This window comes from Hymenobacter frigidus, assembly GCF_014640435.1.
Lineage (GTDB): Bacteria > Bacteroidota > Bacteroidia > Cytophagales > Hymenobacteraceae > Hymenobacter > Hymenobacter frigidus.
The window spans coordinates 15,450-31,578 of record NZ_BMGY01000029.1 but is presented as its reverse complement, the minus strand read 5'-3'; the positions used below and the strand labels follow the sequence as shown (position 1 = coordinate 31,578).

The 16,129-nt window shown below is 62.6% G+C and carries 13 protein-coding genes; 9 read left to right on the top strand and 4 right to left on the bottom strand.

Going from position 1 to position 16,129, the window contains the following annotated elements:
• Positions 1-149 precede the first annotated feature (149 nt).
• The 5 genes from IEW17_RS14455 to IEW17_RS14435 all read left to right on the top strand — a co-directional run bounded on the left by IEW17_RS14455 (position 150) and on the right by IEW17_RS14435 (position 7,542).
• Positions 150-1,277 carry an alpha/beta fold hydrolase gene (locus tag IEW17_RS14455; protein WP_188562765.1) on the top strand — a complete coding sequence of 376 codons (1,128 nt, stop codon included), beginning with the start codon at positions 150-152 and terminating at the stop codon, positions 1,275-1,277.
• 281 nt (positions 1,278-1,558) lie between these two features.
• Positions 1,559-2,554 (top strand): DUF1028 domain-containing protein, encoded by a 996-nt coding sequence (locus IEW17_RS14450; protein ID WP_188562764.1) that lies wholly within the window; start codon positions 1,559-1,561, stop codon positions 2,552-2,554.
• 54 nt (positions 2,555-2,608) lie between these two features.
• Positions 2,609-4,261, top strand: a complete 1,653-nt coding sequence (locus IEW17_RS14445; protein ID WP_188562763.1) for a M28 family peptidase — start codon at positions 2,609-2,611, stop codon at positions 4,259-4,261.
• Positions 4,262-4,439: 178 nt separating this feature from the next.
• Positions 4,440-6,974, top strand: coding sequence for a zinc-dependent metalloprotease (locus IEW17_RS14440; protein ID WP_188562762.1), 2,535 nt, complete (start codon positions 4,440-4,442; stop codon positions 6,972-6,974).
• Between the two features lie 145 nt (positions 6,975-7,119).
• The gene (locus IEW17_RS14435) at positions 7,120-7,542 is read left to right on the top strand and encodes a BrxA/BrxB family bacilliredoxin (protein WP_188562761.1); all 423 of its coding nucleotides are present in this window, start codon (positions 7,120-7,122) and stop codon (positions 7,540-7,542) included.
• Positions 7,543-7,671: 129 nt separating this feature from the next.
• On the opposite strand, the gene IEW17_RS14430 is transcribed toward IEW17_RS14435, so the two are convergent.
• The gene (locus IEW17_RS14430) at positions 7,672-8,070 is read right to left on the bottom strand and encodes a GxxExxY protein (RefSeq protein ID WP_188562760.1); all 399 of its coding nucleotides are present in this window, start codon (positions 8,068-8,070) and stop codon (positions 7,672-7,674) included.
• Between the two features lie 111 nt (positions 8,071-8,181).
• A complete protein-coding gene (gene recQ / locus IEW17_RS14425; protein WP_188562759.1) occupies positions 8,182-10,386 on the bottom strand; it encodes a DNA helicase RecQ in 2,205 nt (734 codons plus the stop codon).
• 344 nt (positions 10,387-10,730) lie between these two features.
• On the opposite strand from recQ, the gene IEW17_RS14420 reads away from it, so the two are divergent.
• Positions 10,731-11,744, top strand: coding sequence for a KpsF/GutQ family sugar-phosphate isomerase (locus tag IEW17_RS14420; RefSeq protein WP_188562758.1), 1,014 nt, complete (start codon positions 10,731-10,733; stop codon positions 11,742-11,744).
• 53 nt (positions 11,745-11,797) lie between these two features.
• Entirely contained in the window at positions 11,798-12,880 is a 1,083-nt protein-coding gene (locus IEW17_RS14415; protein WP_188562757.1) for a mannose-1-phosphate guanylyltransferase, read from the top strand.
• A gap of 373 nt (positions 12,881-13,253) precedes the next feature.
• Here the strand turns inward: IEW17_RS14415 and rlmB are convergent, their stop codons facing one another.
• Complete coding sequence (gene rlmB, locus IEW17_RS14410; RefSeq protein WP_308420623.1) at positions 13,254-14,315, bottom strand: 23S rRNA (guanosine(2251)-2'-O)-methyltransferase RlmB; 1,062 nt, start codon at positions 14,313-14,315, stop codon at positions 13,254-13,256.
• Positions 14,252-15,583 carry a GWxTD domain-containing protein gene (locus IEW17_RS14405; protein WP_188562756.1) on the bottom strand — a complete coding sequence of 444 codons (1,332 nt, stop codon included), beginning with the start codon at positions 15,581-15,583 and terminating at the stop codon, positions 14,252-14,254. Before IEW17_RS14405 ends, rlmB begins: the two co-directional genes overlap by 64 nt.
• A 117-nt stretch (positions 15,584-15,700) precedes the next feature.
• Here IEW17_RS14405 and IEW17_RS14400 point away from each other — a divergent pair, with 117 nt between their 5' ends.
• Together IEW17_RS14400 and IEW17_RS14395 are read left to right on the top strand one after the other, a co-directional pair.
• Entirely contained in the window at positions 15,701-15,922 is a 222-nt protein-coding gene (locus IEW17_RS14400; protein ID WP_188562755.1) for a hypothetical protein, read from the top strand.
• A complete protein-coding gene (locus IEW17_RS14395; RefSeq protein WP_188562754.1) occupies positions 15,915-16,097 on the top strand; it encodes a hypothetical protein in 183 nt (60 codons plus the stop codon). Before IEW17_RS14400 ends, IEW17_RS14395 begins: the two co-directional genes overlap by 8 nt.
• Positions 16,098-16,129: the final 32 nt, after the last annotated feature.

The window sequence follows — 16,129 nt, the reverse complement described above, 5'->3', positions numbered from 1 at the left end:
CGCCGTTTCCAGGCCGACGAGCTGCCACGCGCCCCAAAATTCCGCGTGGGGTTCGGACTTGTAAAGCCGCGTTACTTGCAGGCTAAACCCAATTGCGTTGCTTGGGTTTCCGCTACTCCGGCAATATCGCCATATTCCCAACTCTCATCATGCGTCCCCTATTACCGTTTTTTGCCCTTATTGCCGCGGTGGTTGGCTTCAACCCAATCGGCCTACGCGCCCAGGACGCGCCCGCCAGCCCGCGCCCCGACCGCGCTCAGCACCATGTGTTCGTGCTGGAAAAATTCCGGACCGAAAGCGGCCCCACCCTCCCGCAGGCCCGCGTGGTGTACGGTACCTACGGCCACCTCAACGCCGCCCGCGACAACGCCATCCTGCTGCCCTCGCACTACATGGCCGACCACCACGGCTACGAGTGGCTCATCGGCCCCGGCAAAGCCCTCGACACCGCCAAGGTATTCCTGGTGGCCACCGAGCTATTCGGCAACGGCCATTCGTCGTCGCCCAGCAACACGCCCGAGCCCTTTCACGGCCCCCGCTTCCCGGTGATGACCATCCGCGACAACGTGGAAGCCGGACATCAGCTCTTGGCTCAGGACTTGAAAATAACCCACCTGCGGGCCATCATCGGCTTCTCGATGGGCGCGCAGCAGGCGTTTCAGTGGGCCGTGAGCTACCCCGCCTTTGCCGACCGCATCGTGGCGACCTCGGGCACGGCCAAAACCTACCCCCACGGCATCGTGCGCCTCGAAGGCCAGATTGCCGCCCTCACCGCCGATGCCGCCTTCAAAGACGGCGACTACACCGCCCCGCCCACCAAGGGCATCGAGGCCTTTGCCACCGTCTGGACGGCCTGGCTCTATTCCCAGGAGTGGTGGCGGCGGGAGCTGTGGAAAGCTGATTCCAAGCCCGGCACCACCTTCGAGCAGGTGCTGCACGAGTACCGCACCAACTTCATCCCCGGCGGCGACGCCAATGACCTGATTTTGCAGATGCGCACCTGGGAAGCCAACAACGTGGGCAACACGCCCGGCTTCGGCGGCGACGTCGAAAAGGCCCTGCGCTCCATCAAAACCCCCATCATGTACATGCCTTCGGAAACGGATTTGTACTTCCCCCTCACCGATGCTCGCTACGAAGCCGCCTTCATCCCCGGCGTGCTGCTAAAGCCCATTCCCTCGCTCTGGGGCCACACCGCCGGCGCCGCCCCCAACCCCGTCGATGCCAAGTTTCTCAACGACAACATCCGCAATTTCCTAGCTCCTAAGCGCCGCTAGCTTTGCAGCGCAGCCACACACGCCTTTCCCGGACAATCAACCGATGCCCTGCGCAACAGCAGTAAAAAAGCCCGTCATGCCGAGCGCAGCCGAGGCATCTCGCCCGCTTCGTTGAGCCGCCCACAACGAAGCGGGCGAGATGTTTCGGCTGCGCTCGGCATGACCGTTTTTATTGTGACGTGCTTGGCGTGCCTGTTATCCTCACTATGACCTCGTGAGGTTGTTCTTTGCACCCCCAACCATTCACACGGCCTCACAAAGGCTAAATATCCCCCGATTCCATGCTGCACAAGCACCTCTTGCCGCTCTTGTTTCTCCTGTTGCTGCGCCTGCCCGTTGCCGCGCAGATGTATTCCACCACCGACCCGTTCGCTCACACGTTCAGCATTGTGGCCCGCGACCCGGCCACCGGCGAAATGGCCGTGGCCGTGCAAAGCCACTGGTTTTCGGTAGGCACCTCGGTGAGTTGGGCCGAAGCCGGTGTGGGCGTGGTGGCTACGCAGTCGTTCACCAACAAGTCCTTCGGTTTGCGCGGCCTGGCCCTGCTCAAGAGCGGCAAGTCGGCCCAGCAGGCGCTCGATGAGCTGTTATCCGACGACGAAGGCCGTGAGGTGCGCCAGGTCGCCATCCTCGACAATCAGGGCCGCGTGGCCACCCATACCGGCAAAAAATGCGTCGATATGGCCGGCCACCAGCAGGGCAATCAGTTTTCGGTGCAGGCCAACATGATGCTGAACGCCACCGTGTGGCCGGCCATGGCCAAGGCCTACGAGCAAAATGCCAAGCTGCCGCTGGCCGAGCGGGTGCTGGCCGCGCTCGATGCCGCCCAAGCCGTGGGTGGCGACATCCGGGGCCGCCAATCGGCCGCGTTGCTCGTCGTGCGCGGCACCGTCACCGCAGGCCCCTGGGTCGACCGCCTCGTGGACCTGCGCGTGGACGACAGCGCCGCCCCGCTCCCCGAGCTGCGCCGCCTCCTCAGCCTGCACCGCGCCTACGAGCATATGAACGCCGGCGACTTAGCCGTGGAGAAAAACGACATGCCCAAGGCCATTCAGGAGTATCAGGCCGCCGAAAAAATGTTTCCTCAGAACCTGGAAATGAAGTATTGGCACGCCATCACCCTGGTTAACAAGCAGCAGGTGCCCGCCGCCCTGGCCCTGCTCCGCCCCATCTTCAAGCAGGAGCCCAACTGGCGCACCCTCACCGAGCGCCTCCCCAAAGTGGGCCTGCTCACCGTCACCGATGCGGAGTTGAAGCAGATTCTAGGTTTGAAATAACGCGGGCCGCCGTTATTCGCAATGCCGAATAACGGCGTTTGCCTACCCCAACTCATGAAAATTCTTATTTCGTTAAGCATCCTCGCCGGGCTGTTGAGTTACGGCCCGGCCCAGGCGCAAGCGCCGCTGGTGGTTGCCAAGCCCGTGGCGCAGGCCCTGGAGCAAGTGCAGCCCGCCGCCATCAAAGCCCATATCGCCTACCTGGCTGATGACCGCCTCAAAGGCCGCCAGCCCGGCACCGAAGGCTACAAAATGGCGGTCGATTACGTCACCCAACAGCTCAAAATCCTGGGTGTGCAGCCGGCCGGCGAAGGCGGAACATACGTGCAAAAAGTGCGTTTGCGCCGCGCATTTCTGAAGCCCGGGGCCACGTTCAATATTCGCGATGCCGCTGGCTCGGCCCCGGCGCTCATCGCCGGCCAGGACTACATTGCCTACCCCAGTCCCGAGCTGCCCGCTACCAGCGTGACCGATGCACCACTGGCTTTTGCGGGTTTCGGCATCAGCGCCCCCGAGTTGGGGTACGATGACTACGCCGGCCTCGACGTGCGGGGCAAGGTGGTCGTGATTGTGCGGGGCGCGCCGCGCACGTTCGCGTCCACGGTGGCCTCGGCCAGCCAGGATTTGGCGGGGCTGCTGCAAGCGGCGGCCCGCCACGGAGCGGTTGGGGTAGTTGTGGGCACTACCCACGCCGGCCCCTTGCCCGACCTCAAACGCGGTACCTACAGTGTGCTGGGGGCCAATGGCAAAGTGACGGCTTCGCGCAGCTTTGCCGTGGGCAGTCAGCAGCAGGTGTACGCGGCGGTGAATGCCGCCACGCTGGCCCGTTTGCTACAAACGGCCGCGTTGGATACCGGCCGGGTCTTGGCGGCTATCCGGGGCGGCACGCCGGCTTCGGCGGCTTTGCGCCACACGGTCAGTGCCGCCTCGCAGGCCACTTATCAGGACATCGAGAGCTACAACGTGGTGGGCAAAATTCCGGGCTCCGATGCCAGGCTGCGCGAGGAGTACGTGGTGCATTCGGCCCACCTCGACCACCTCGGCATCGGGGCGCCGGTGCAGGGCGACTCCATTTACAACGGCGCGCACGACAACGCCTCGGGCGTGGCCTGCGTGCTCGAAATCGCCAACGTCTATTCCCGGCTCAAGCAGAAACCCAAGCGCACCCTGCTCTTCGTGTTCGTGACGGGGGAGGAGCTGGGCCTGCTGGGCTCGGCGGCCTTTGCCGCGAATCCTACCGTGCCCAAGGCCCGCATCGTGGCCGATATCAACATGGACATGCCCACCCTCATTGCTCCGCTGCTCTCGGTGGTGGCGCTGGGCGGGCAGCACTCCACCTTGGCCGCGCCGGTGGCCCGCGCCTGCGCCTACATGGGCCTTACTCTGGAGCCGGACCCCGAGCCGGCGCAAAACCGCTTTATCCGCAGCGACCAGTACAGTTTCGTGACGGCCGGTATTCCGGCCCTGCACCTCAAATACGGCAACAAAACCGCCGACGGCCGCAACGACCTCAGCCAGCAAGTGCAGGAGTGGCGCGCCCGCACCTACCACAAGCCGCAGGACGACAGTAACGGCCGCTTCGATTTTGAGGCCGGCAAAAAATACGTGCAGCTGTGTTTTTTGGTGGGCTACCAGGTGGCTCAAAACCCGGCCCGGCCCACCTGGAACAAGGGCGACTTTTTCGGGCAGCGCTACGGCGTCCGGTAGCGTTTCGGGAGCAGAACGGAGGTCCCGATGGCCAACGGCTACCCTACGCAACGCTTTCGTCGTGCGCTGAAGAATGAGCACCGCGAAACCCTGCGCTTTAACCCTGCGAAACCCTGCGAGAAAGGCCCTTGAAAAGTCGTAACCTTGCTGGCTCAATCCGTACCCACTTACGTTCTGCATGAAGGTTATTCTCCGCTATTCAGTGGCCCCCGGGCTGCTTGGCCTGCTGGCCGTCATCGGTCCCGCCGCACTGGCCCAACGGCCTGTGCCTGTCGGCGTTTCCGCAAGGGCTGCAACTGCCCCGCCCGCGGCCTCCCTGGCCGCCTTCACCAAGGGCATGCAGAAATTCGATGGCTACTTCCCTTTCTACTACGAAGAAAAAACGGGTAAAATCTACCTGGAAGTGACGCGCTTCGATGAGGAGTTTCTGTACTTCGGGGCCTTGGCCAGTAGCGTGGGCAAGGGCATTGAGCGGGGGCAAAGCTCGGCCAACATTGCCCGGTTCAGCCGCGTAGGCGGCAAGGTGCTGCTGGTAGAGCCCAACTACGGCTACCGGGCCCTGACCGCCAACGCCGACGAGCTGCGGGCCGTGGACAATGCGTTTGCCAAATCCGTCATCTGGGGCTTTGCGCCCGTGGCCACCGACGGCGCCAAGGTGCTGCTCGACCTCACGCCGTTTCTGGTGCGCGACAGCCAGAAAATTGCCGAAAGCCTGAGCCGCCGCGGCTACCAGGGCCCCGGCGCCAGCCTGATGGGCAGCACGGGCAGCGGCGCGTCCGTCAGCTACAAAGTCGACGACTCCCGCTCGGCCGTGTACCTGGAAAACACCCGCAACTTCCCCAAAAACACCGAGTTCGAAGCCTTGGTCACCTTTACAAGCACGGTCGTGCGCGACGCGGATTCGGACCTGGCGCCGGACCCCAACGCGGTGACGGTGCAGGTGCACCAGGCCTTCATCGAACTGCCCGATGGCGGCTACCGCCCCCGTAAGTTCGACCCCCGGTCCGGCTTTCAGGATTTCAGCTACCTCGACTTTGCCGCGCCCATGAGCCAGCCGCTCACGCAGCGGTTCAGCGTGCGGCACCGGCTGGCCAAGCGCGACCCCGCGGCGGCCGTGAGCGAAGCCGTAAAGCCCATTGTGTACTACGTGGACCGGGGCGCGCCCGCGGCCATCAAGCAGGCGCTGCTCGAGGGCGGCGCCTGGTGGAACCAGGCCTTCGAGGCTGCCGGCTACCGCGACGCGTTCCAGATTAAGGAGCTGCCGGCGGGGGCCGACCCCATGGACATCCGCTACAACATGGTGAACTGGATAAACCGCTCGGGCACTCCCCGGGCCTATTCCTACGGTGCCTCCTACGTCGACCCGCGCACCGGCGAAATCATCAAAGGCGTGGTGTCGTTGGGCGCCGACCGGCACCGGCAGGACTACCTCATTGCCGAAGGACTGCTGCAGCCCTACGAGGACGGCAAGCCCGTGCCCGAGCAGATGGAGCAGCTGGCCCTCGCCCGCATCCGCCAGCTGTCGGCCCACGAAATCGGCCATACACTGGGCCTGCACCACAATTTCACGGCCAGCTCCAAGGAGCGGGCTTCGGTGATGGACTACCCGTTTCCGCGCTTCAAGCGGCAGGCCGATGGCCGCATGGACCTGTCGGACGCCTACGCCACGGGCATCGGCAGCTGGGACAAGCGCGCCATCCTGTGGGGCTACGCCGACTTCCCGCCCGGCGCCGACGAAAACCAGGAGCTGGCCCGCATCATGCAGGAAACCCTGCGGCAGGGCCACCGCTTCATCCCCGGCATCGGTGGCTACGTGCACCCGGCGTCGCACCAGTGGGACGAGGGCACCGACCCCGTGGCCCAGCTGACCACGCTGATGCAGGTGCGCCGCTACGTGCTGGATAGCTTCTCCGAGCGGGCCATTCGCGCCGACGCACCTATGGCCACGCTGGAGGAAGTGCTGGTGCCCATGTACCTGCTGCACCGCTATCAGGTGGAGGCCGTGGCCAAATCCATCGGCGGGCAGTTCTTCACCCACGCGCTGAAAAACGACGGCCAGGCCCCCACCCAAATGGTGGACCCGGCCGTGCAGTGGCAGGCGCTGGACGCCCTGCTCGCCACCATTACGCCCGCCGCGCTGCAGCTGCCCGAAGCGCTGATTGCCAAAATTCCGCCCCGGCCCTCGGGCTACCCCGCCTCGGCCGAAACTTTTACTGGCTACTCCGGCCCCACGTTCGACCCGCTGGCCGCGGCCGAAGCGGCGGCGGGCCCCACCCTGGCGTTCATCCTGGACCCGCAGCGCGCCGCCCGCCTCATCGAGTACCAAGCCCGCGATAGCAAGCAGCCTGGTTTTCTGCCGGTGGTGGAGCAGCTGTTGGCGCACACCTGGCGTGCCCAGCCTGCCGCCGGCTACGCCGGCGCTTTGCAAACCGTCGTCAACAACGTGACCTTGAAATACCTGTTGCAGCTCGCCGCCGACACCAAGGCTGCCGCCAGCGTGCGCGGCCAGGCCCTGCTGGTAGTCGACGGCTTGCAGCAATGGATGCGGGCGCAGGCCAAGCGGAGCAAAGGGCCGCAACAGGCTAACCTGCTGTTCGGCTTGTCGCAAATCGAGCAGTTCCGGGCCGAGCCCAACAAGTTTTCGCCCCCGCCCGCGGTGCTCATGCCGCCCGGTGCCCCCATCGGCACGCCGGGCCTGCATTTTGTGGACTAGATGGAATGAGACAGGTTGCGGCGGTGTGTCGACAGAAGCGCTTCGTCGCGGCCCATCGGAAACCTTTCGCCGCGGCTGAAGGGTTACCGGTTCGTACTTTTGCAGCCTCCGCGGCCCGGCCGCCTTACCTTTTATCCCTACGACAATGGCAGTTTATCCCGAATACATGGTGGCCCCCATCCGCCAAGACCTCACCGAAGTTGGTTTCGAGCAGCTGATGACCGCCGAGGAGGTGGATTCCGCTCTCGCTTCGCACGAAGGCACCGTGCTGGTGGCCGTGAACTCGGTGTGCGGCTGCGCCGCCTCCAAAGCCCGCCCGGCCCTGAAAATGGCCCTGGCCAGCGCCGACAAAAAGCCCGGCAAACTCGTGACCGTGTTCGCCGGCATGGAAACCGAAGCCGTGGCCAAAATGCGCGAACACCTGCTCCCGTACCCTCCCTCGTCCCCGTGCATTGCCCTGTTCAAGGACGGCGAGCTGGTGCACATGATTGAGCGCTACCACATCGAAGGCTCCGACGCCATGCGCATTGTGAACAACCTGCAGGGTGCGTTCGAAGAGTACTGCTAAATCACTGATTTTTCGGATTTAAACGGATTTCACTGATTTTGTGGACGAGTACAGAGAGGCCCAACTGGCATGTGCGGTTGGGTCTCTTCGCGTTTTACTGATTTTTGGGTGAAGGCGGCCGGAGCGCAATCAATGGGAAAGCGGGCGGGCGGTGTTGTGGAGAAAGCGCTTGAACCGCAAGCTGGATTCGCCGAAGTTGATGAGAAGGGCAACTTCCAGCCGGTAAGCTTTGAGGTAGTTGATTACTTGTGCGTAGTTCAGAGAGGTCAACTCGCTGGTTGCTTCCAACTCGACCAACACTTGGTTGTCAACCAGAAAATCAGCCCGTCGAGACCCAATGGACGTCTTCTTATAGAAGACCGGCAAGTGTATTTCTGCCTGAAAAGCAACATCTGCCGCCATAAGCTCCACGCCCAGTCCCCGCTGATAAATCACCTCCGGAAACCCGCTGCCCAGCTCATTGTGCACGCTCATCGCGCAGCCAATTATGATTTCCGTAAGCTTGTTTAATCGGATGTCAACTAACATACTACGTCCAGTAAAGCCCAAAAAAATCGTCGACAAAATTCGCGAAACAGAGCCCGAAAAAAATCGTCTACAAAATCCGTGAAATCCGCTTAAATCCGAAAAATCAGTGATTTAGTTGGCCACCTCGCTGATGAACTTGATGCGCACCAGCCGCAGCTCTTCCTCCGTGAAGTCGTCGCCCAGCTCCTTCATCGCCACGGCAATGTTGTCGGTGCTGGCCGACATGAAGTAGTCGTATATCTCGTCCTGGCGGTCTTCCTCCACCATTTCGTTGAGGTAATAGCCCAGGTTCAGGCGGGTACCGGAGTAGCAGATGTGCTCAATTTCTTCCATCAACTCGGCCATGCCGATGCCCTTGGACGAGGCAATGTCCTCCAGCATCATCTTCTTGTCGATTTGTTGGATGATGTAAATCTTGATTTTTGAGCGGTTCACGGCCGACTTCACCACCACGTCCTCGGCGGTTTCGATGTCGTTGTCCGCCACGTACTGCTTGATGGCGGCCACGAAGGGTGCGCCAAACTTCTGGGCCTTGCCCTGACCCACGCCCGATACGTGCGTGAGGTCGTGTAGGCTCTGGGGGTAGGTGGTGGCCATTTCCTTCAGGCTTGGGTCCTGAAAGAGGACGTAGGGCGGCAGGTTTTTCTGCTTGGCCACCTGCTTGCGCAGCTCCTTGAGCTGGGTGAATAGGGCTTCGTCGTGGCCGGCGGCTTGCTGTACTTCCTCCTTTTCCTCGTCGGCCTTCTGCTCTTCGTCGAAGTTGTGGTCTTTGGTGAGCGTAATGGAACGCGGGTTTTCGATAAAATCGATGCCCTTGTCGTTGATGCGCACCAGGCCGAGGCTGTCGATGTCCTTCTCCAAAAAGCCGTTGAGCAGGCACTGGCGCAGCACCGAGTGCCAGAACTGCGCGTCGCCCAGCGCCTTGCCCTGGCCGTACACCGGCAGGGCATTGTGGGCGTAGCTCTCAATGTGCGGGTTGTTGAGCCCCAGCAGCACCTGGCCCACGTGCTTGAGGTTGAAGCGGGCTTCCGTTTGCACCACGGCGCGCAGGCCCAGGCCCACGGCCGCTTCGCCCTCAAACCGCTCCTTGGGGTGGCGGCAGTTGTCGCAAAAGCCGCAGTCCGTGTCCAGCTGCTCGCCGAAGTAATGCAGCAGCTGCCGGCGGCGGCACACCGCGCTTTCGGCGTAGTTGGTCATTTCGGCCAGCAGCTGGTGGGCGTTGTCGCGCTCGGTCACCGGCTTGTCCTTGCTGAACTTCTCCAGCTTCAGAATGTCGTCGTAGCTGTAAAACATCAGGCAATTGCCTTCCAGGCCGTCGCGGCCGCCGCGGCCGGTTTCCTGGTAGTAGCCCTCAATGCTCTTGGGGGCATCGTAGTGAATCACGAAGCGCACGTCGGGCTTGTCGATGCCCATGCCGAAGGCGATGGTGGCCACAATCACGTCGCAGTCTTCGCTCAGGAAAGCGTCCTGGTTATCAATGCGGGTTTGCTGGTCGAGGCCGGCGTGGTAGGGGCGGGCGCGCACGTCGTTCACGCGCAGCAGCTCGGCAATTTCCTCCACCTTCTTACGGCTCAGGCAGTAAATGATGCCGGCCTTGCCTTTGTGCCCCTTCACGTACTGAATGAGCTGCTTCTTGGTGTTGTGCTTGGCGCGCACCTCGTAGTAGAGGTTGGTGCGGTTGAAGCTGGTTTTGAACACCGAGGCATCGTCCATCTGCAGGTTTTTCTGGATGTCCAGCTGCACTTTGGGCGTGGCCGTGGCCGTGAGGGCAATAATCGGTACGTTGCCCCCCAGGTTGTCGATGATGCCGCGAATCTTGCGGTACTCGGGCCGGAAGTCGTGGCCCCATTCCGAAATGCAGTGGGCCTCGTCAATCGCCACGAAGCTGATGGTCGATTTCAGCAGAAAGTCAATGGTATCGTCCTTGGTCAGGCTTTCCGGGGCCACGTACAGCAGCCGGACGTCGCCGTTGATGACGTCCTTCTTCACCCGGTTCATCTCGGTTTTGGTCAGCGTCGAATTGTACACCTGGGCATTCACCCCGAAGGCACTGAGCTGGTCGACCTGGTTTTTCATCAGGGCGATGAGGGGCGAAATCACGATGGCCGTGCCCGGAATCACGAGGGCTGGCAGCTGGTAGCACAGGCTTTTACCCGCGCCGGTGGGCATAATCACAAAGGTATTGTGACCGGCCAGTACGTTCTGAATGACAGCCTCTTGCGTTCCCCGAAACTGGCCGTAGCCAAATACCTTTTTGAGGGTGTGTTTCAAATCGGCCGTGGGAGCCGGGGCCTCCTGGAGGGCAACTGATGACATAATAAGAATGCGCTGGTGTACTGGATGCAGATAAGCGGTGCTTAACGAAGATAAGCAACAACCCCTGTTTTCAGCATGAAAAATGGTGTTTTTCTTGAATTGTGGAAAACAATTTATTCACATTAGCGTCTGGCTTTCAACGCCCGAGCTGACGAATGGCAAGTCTGGAATTTATCATGTTTTTTTGAGTGATGCGCCGTGCCCCTGCCCACCTGGCAATTGGGGCAGCGTGGTTTTGTCAGCAAGTCGCGTGTTTGGCTGTGCATAATTGGCTTTCGTTTTCTGTTTCAGCTTCGGGGGAGCTTCTTTCCCCCAATTTTGCAATAACAATCCGCCCCTTGCCCATGTCCGCTTCTTCCCCCTCCGAGAACGTTATTAATGCTGCCCCGGCGGCCGTCGATGTGTTGGCTATTGGCCGCCAGGTGCTGCGCGAAGAAGCCGCCGCCCTGCACGACGTAGCCGACGCGCTGGCCGCCACGCCCGATTTTGTGAACTGCGTGCAGGCCATTCTGCAGCTCAAGGGCCGCGTGGTGGTCACGGGTATTGGCAAAAGCGCCCACATCGCGGGCAAAATCGTGGCCACGCTCAACAGCACCGGCACGCCCGCCCTGTTCATGCACGCCGCCGACGCTATTCACGGCGATTTGGGCATGATTCAGCCCGAAGATTTCGTGGTAGCCATCAGCAAAAGCGGCGACACGCCCGAAATCAAGGTGCTGGTGCCGCTGCTGCGCCGCAAGGGCGTGCCGCTGGCCGCGCTGGTCAGCAACGCCGACTCCTACCTCGCCCAGCAGGCCACCTACGTGCTGCACGCCCCCGTGACCAAGGAGGCCTGCCCCAACAACCTGGCCCCCACCACCAGCACCACCGCCGCCCTGGCCCTGGGCGATGCCCTGGCCGTGTGCCTGCTCGAAAGCCGCCAGTTCAGCGCCGCCGATTTTGCCCGCCTGCACCCCGGCGGCACGCTCGGCAAGCGCCTCTACCTGAAAGTGGGCGACCTGAGCCGCCAAAACCAGCGCCCCCAGGTGGCCGAAAACGCGCCGCTACGGGACGTGCTGCTCGAAATTTCCGGCAAGCGCCTCGGAGCCACCGCCGTGCTCGACGCTGCCGGCCAGCTCGCGGGCATCATCACCGATGGCGACCTGCGCCGTATGCTGGGCAGCTTCTCCGACCTCGAAAAGCTCCGCGCCCGCGACATTCTCACCCCGCACCCCGCCACCATCGACGTGGAGGACTTTGCCGCCGAAGCCCTGGTCCGCATGCAGCTGCGCAACATCACCCAGCTGGTGGTGACGGAGGAGGGGCAGTTTGCTGGTTTTATTCATTTGCACGATTTGCTGCGCGAGGGACTGGTGTAGCCCGTACCCTGGCTTCGCGACACACGTACTGTGTCAGCATTACCTTTGTAGCAATGAATTCAACTTACCTCATCGTAATGGCCGGCGGCATTGGCAGCCGGTTCTGGCCGTTCAGCCGCACCCATCATCCCAAGCAGTTTCATGACGTACTGGGCACTGGCCGGTCCATGCTTCAGCTTACTGTGGACCGGTTTATGGGGGTTTGCCCGCCCGAAAACGTGTTTGTGGTGACCAATCGTGACTACATAGGTTTGGTGCAGGAACACCTGCCCGATTTGCCCGCCGACCAGATTCTGGGTGAGCCAATTGGGCGCAACACGGCCCCGTGCATTGCCTACGCCAGCTACCGCATCGCGCAGCGCGACCCGAAGGCCATCATCATTGTCACGCCGGCCGACCACGCCGTACTGCGCGAAGATGAGTTCCACCGCGTCATCGGCGTGGCCGTGGAGGCTGCCCGGACCAACGATGTCCTCATTACGCTCGGCATTCAGCCCTCGCGGCCCGATACCGGCTACGGCTACATTCAGTACATGAGCGAACAGTCGCTGCCCGGCGGCCAGCTGCACAAAGTCAAAACCTTCACCGAGAAGCCGAACTTGGAAATTGCCCGCATGTTCGTCGACAGTGGTGATTTCCTTTGGAATTCCGGTCTGTTCGTATGGCGCGCTGAAGTTATCATCGCCGCATTCCATCAATACCTGAGCGACATTGCCGAGGTATTCGACGAAGGTCTGAAGCAGCTGGGAACCGCTGAAGAGGGAAACTTCATCAGCGAAGCTTACTCGCGCTGCCGCAACATCAGCATCGACTACGGCGTGATGGAAAAGGCTGACAACGTGTACGTTATGCCCGCCGACTTTGGCTGGAGCGACGTGGGAACCTGGGACTCGCTGCACCGCATCGGCCAGCACGACGAGCATGGCAACATGGTGAGCGGCGACGTGATGCTCTACGACACCACCGGCTGCGTCATCAAAACCCCCGCCGACCGCCTCGTAGTCGTGCAGGGCCTGGAAGACTACATTGTGGCCGAGTACGACAATGTGCTGCTCATCTGCAAGCGCAGCGAGGAGCAGCGCGTGAAGGAATTCGTAGCCGATGTGAAAGCCAAGAAGGGGGCCGGGTACAACTAGTCGTCCGTCATTGCGAGAAGGCACGACATTCCGCGTTTCAAGCGGCGTCAATCCGTTCTGTTCTCAACGACAAACCTGATAATGAAGCTGTTTAGGAATTCGATTTTTTATCGTTTGTCATCCTGAGCTTGCGAAGGACCTTATCACCGACGAACAGTTTGCGGTAATTGCAAGCGGCGCAGGCCTGATAAGGTCCTTCGCAAGCTCAGGATGACAGGATTTTCGATTTACCAAACAGCTTCAATGTGAAAGGCCCCGAATCTGCTTAGATTCGGGGCCTTTTGCGTCAAGTAATGAGTCTGTCACCTCTCAGAGCTGGTCGCTTGGAGAGGACGGATTATCGCGTTCCGCTATGCTCCACTCGCAATGACAGTTACTGCGCGCTCACCCGCTGGCGGGCCACTTCAAACAGCATGATGCCGGCCGCCACGCTCACGTTCAGCGACTGAATCTGGCCGCTCATGGGCACGCGCAGCTTCACATCGGCCAGGTTCAGCAGGTCGGGCGAGATGCCGTCTTCTTCCGAACCCATGAGGATGGCTACGGGGCCGGTGAAATCGACCTCGGCCGCGCCTACGGCTTCTTCCGCTTTCTCGGTACAGGCCACGATGGTTACGCCCGACTGTTGGAGGAAACGGATGGTTTCGTGCAGGTTGTTTTCGCGGCAAACCGGCAGAATGTTCAGCGCGCCAGCGGACGTTTTCAGGGCGTCGCCGTTGATTTGGGCCGCGCCGCGGCCGGGCACTACAATGGCTTGCACGCCCAGGCACTCGGCCGTGCGGGCAATGGCCCCGAAGTTGCGCACGTCGGTAATACGGTCGAGCAGCAGCAGGAAGGGTACTTTGCCTTCTTCAAACAGGCCGGTCACGATGGTATCCAGCGGGGCGTAGTCAATCGGCGATACGAAGGCGACCGCGCCCTGGTGGTTTTTGCGGGTGAGGCCGTCGAGCTTCTCGCCCGGTACCAGCTGCACCGGGATGCCAACGGCACGGGCGGCCGTCGAAATATCAGCCACGAGGCTGTTTTTGGTGCCGCGCAGCAGGAAGATTTTTTCCAGCGTGCGGCCCGCGTTCAGCGCTTCCAGGATGGGACGCAGGCCAAAGAGCATGTCGATGCTGCGGTCGGCGGCGGGGCGATTTTCGTAGCGGGGCCGGTCGTTGCCAGCGTCCTCGCTGCGCTCGCGAAAGGGCGGGCGCGATTCGCCCCGGTCCGAGCGACCGGTGCGGTCGCCGGCGGCTTCGTCGCGGTTGTCGCTGCCGCCGCGGCCTTTGGGGCGGGCGGGGCGTTCGTCGAACTCGGTGCCCCCCCGGTCGGGGCGGAACTGTTTCGGGGTAACGGGCCGGTTGGCACCGTCGTAGAAGCGGCGGCCGGCTACCGGTCGGGCAGGTCGGTTGGGACGTTCGGGCCGGTCAGGGCGGTCGGTGGGGTTCTCCATTTTTCAACGGCGGCATACCAGAGCAGTTCGTACTCGGGTCGGCGCACCAATTCGTAATAATCAGGTGCAAAGGTACTCGGCCGGGGCCGGAAGGTGTAGCTGATGGGCCCGCCGCCCAGGCCGCCCTCCGGATAAAACCACCGTTCCTCGCCATTGAACGAGCGCCGGACGCTGGGCGGGGGGCCTAGCACAATGTAAAGCAGGCCCCTATCGGTGAGCCAGCCGGCTTTGTGGGCGGCGAAGAGGTGGTTGGCCGCCGTCACGCGGCCGTAGTAGCGCTTTATCAGGTCGCGCCCCAGGCGCTGGTTGCCCCGGGCAATATCGAGCCAGAACTTATCCACGGCGCGCTTGGGGTCGGGGGCGTTGGTGAGTTTCTGTCGCTCCTGGCTGGTGGTGAGGTAGCGCAGCGGCTCAATCAGCTCCGAAGCCGTGGTGAGGGTGGGGTAGGCGTTGGGGGCCACCAGCACGGCCAGCGTACGGGGCACGGTCCCGTTCAGGCCGCCCACGCGCAGGGCATACAGGCCGGGCTCGGTGAAGCGCAGCATATCGCCGGGCCGGGCGGTGGCCGAATCGAGCACGGGCAGGGTTCGGGGGCCACCGGGCAGCGCGGCCGGGTTGGTCATGGGCGGCAGGGCCGGGGTGGGCGTCACGACGTACTGTTTCCAGCGCACGGGCTGGTAGAGGCCGTAGCTGTCCACGCCAAAGGTTTCGCCGGCCTGCACGTAGCGCCGCAGCAGCGGCCGGCCCACCGAATCGGTGAGTACGAAAGGGCGGGCCAGCTGGGCCTCGGTGAGGCGCAGCCAGGCGGTGGTAGCGGGGAGCTGGTAGTCTCCTTTATTATCGGGGGCGGCGGTGCTCAGCTCCAGCACGGCCCCGGCGGGCACGCGGGCCGCCGCGATGCAGAAGCTCAGGCGCACGCCGCCATCGGGTTCGGGGCGTGGGTGCTGCCGGCGGCGCGGAATGCTGTCCTGCCACAGCGGCTGCTTGGCATCGAAGCTGGGCCAGGCGGCCAGGCGCAGCGGATGGCCAGGCCCCAGGCGGGCGGGGGCGGGCAGCAGCAGGTAGAGGCGCAGGCTGTCGCCCTCGCGGCGGATGTCCACGTCCAGGTGCGCCGCGTCGCGGTAGAGGCCGGCGTAGTCGGGGCGCGGAGCCAGCGGGGCCGCGGAGGCCAAGCGAGCCGCCGCGCGGAAGCTGCTGCTGAAGCTAAAGCTGCCGGCCATTAGAAGCAGCAAGCTGCCGATAACGCTCATTTTAGCAGTGCGTTTCATGGGTTGGCTTTGAGGAATGGCCGGACCGATTACCGGTTGGTGAGGCGGCGGTTGGCTCCGGTTGCTTACGTAAATTTGGTGCCAAGTTCGGTCTTCCTCCTTGTCCTCACCCCGCCCATGTCCTTCCGCCTCGACCGCACAGCTTTTCATGCCGGCACCCACGCCGAAACCGAAGCCTACCACCGGGCGCAACAGCCCGAAACTCTGGCCGAGCGCCTGCGGGCGGCCATGTACCTGAACAGCGTAGCATTCAACTTCGACATCAATCACCCGCCGCGGATGGACCGCACGGCGTTTTCGTGCCGCGCCCACGCGCATCGGTCCGTTCACAATGGGTAATATCTTTAACGAGGATTTCCGCGATTTTCCCGAAGCCCACGCGCAAGCTACGGATGCGCTGGTGGAAGGGCTGACGGTGCGGCTGATTCACTACCAGCACCTGCTGCAAGCCAAGCGGGCCGCCGGCCGACCCCGTGACCAAAACGACCTGGATAACCTGCTGAACCGCGTATAAAAAAAGGCCGGCCCGCGCATTGCGAACCGGCC

Excerpts from the sequence above, each read along its gene's own strand:
- IEW17_RS14415 (WP_188562757.1), top strand. The coding sequence starts at position 11,798 with ATGAATTCAACTTACCTCATCGTAATGGCCGGCGGCATTGGCAGCCGG.
- IEW17_RS14455 (WP_188562765.1), top strand. The coding sequence starts at position 150 with ATGCGTCCCCTATTACCGTTTTTTGCCCTTATTGCCGCGGTGGTTGGC.
- IEW17_RS14445 (WP_188562763.1), top strand. The coding sequence starts at position 2,609 with ATGAAAATTCTTATTTCGTTAAGCATCCTCGCCGGGCTGTTGAGTTAC.
- rlmB (WP_308420623.1), bottom strand. The coding sequence starts at position 14,315 with ATGGAGAACCCCACCGACCGCCCTGACCGGCCCGAACGTCCCAACCGA.
- IEW17_RS14440 (WP_188562762.1), top strand. The coding sequence starts at position 4,440 with ATGAAGGTTATTCTCCGCTATTCAGTGGCCCCCGGGCTGCTTGGCCTG.
- IEW17_RS14395 (WP_188562754.1), top strand. The coding sequence starts at position 15,915 with ATGGGTAATATCTTTAACGAGGATTTCCGCGATTTTCCCGAAGCCCAC.
- IEW17_RS14450 (WP_188562764.1), top strand. The coding sequence starts at position 1,559 with ATGCTGCACAAGCACCTCTTGCCGCTCTTGTTTCTCCTGTTGCTGCGC.
- IEW17_RS14405 (WP_188562756.1), bottom strand. The coding sequence starts at position 15,583 with ATGAAACGCACTGCTAAAATGAGCGTTATCGGCAGCTTGCTGCTTCTA.
- IEW17_RS14420 (WP_188562758.1), top strand. The coding sequence starts at position 10,731 with ATGTCCGCTTCTTCCCCCTCCGAGAACGTTATTAATGCTGCCCCGGCG.
- IEW17_RS14435 (WP_188562761.1), top strand. The coding sequence starts at position 7,120 with ATGGCAGTTTATCCCGAATACATGGTGGCCCCCATCCGCCAAGACCTC.
- recQ (WP_188562759.1), bottom strand. The coding sequence starts at position 10,386 with ATGTCATCAGTTGCCCTCCAGGAGGCCCCGGCTCCCACGGCCGATTTG.
- IEW17_RS14400 (WP_188562755.1), top strand. The coding sequence starts at position 15,701 with ATGTCCTTCCGCCTCGACCGCACAGCTTTTCATGCCGGCACCCACGCC.
- IEW17_RS14430 (WP_188562760.1), bottom strand. The coding sequence starts at position 8,070 with ATGTTAGTTGACATCCGATTAAACAAGCTTACGGAAATCATAATTGGC.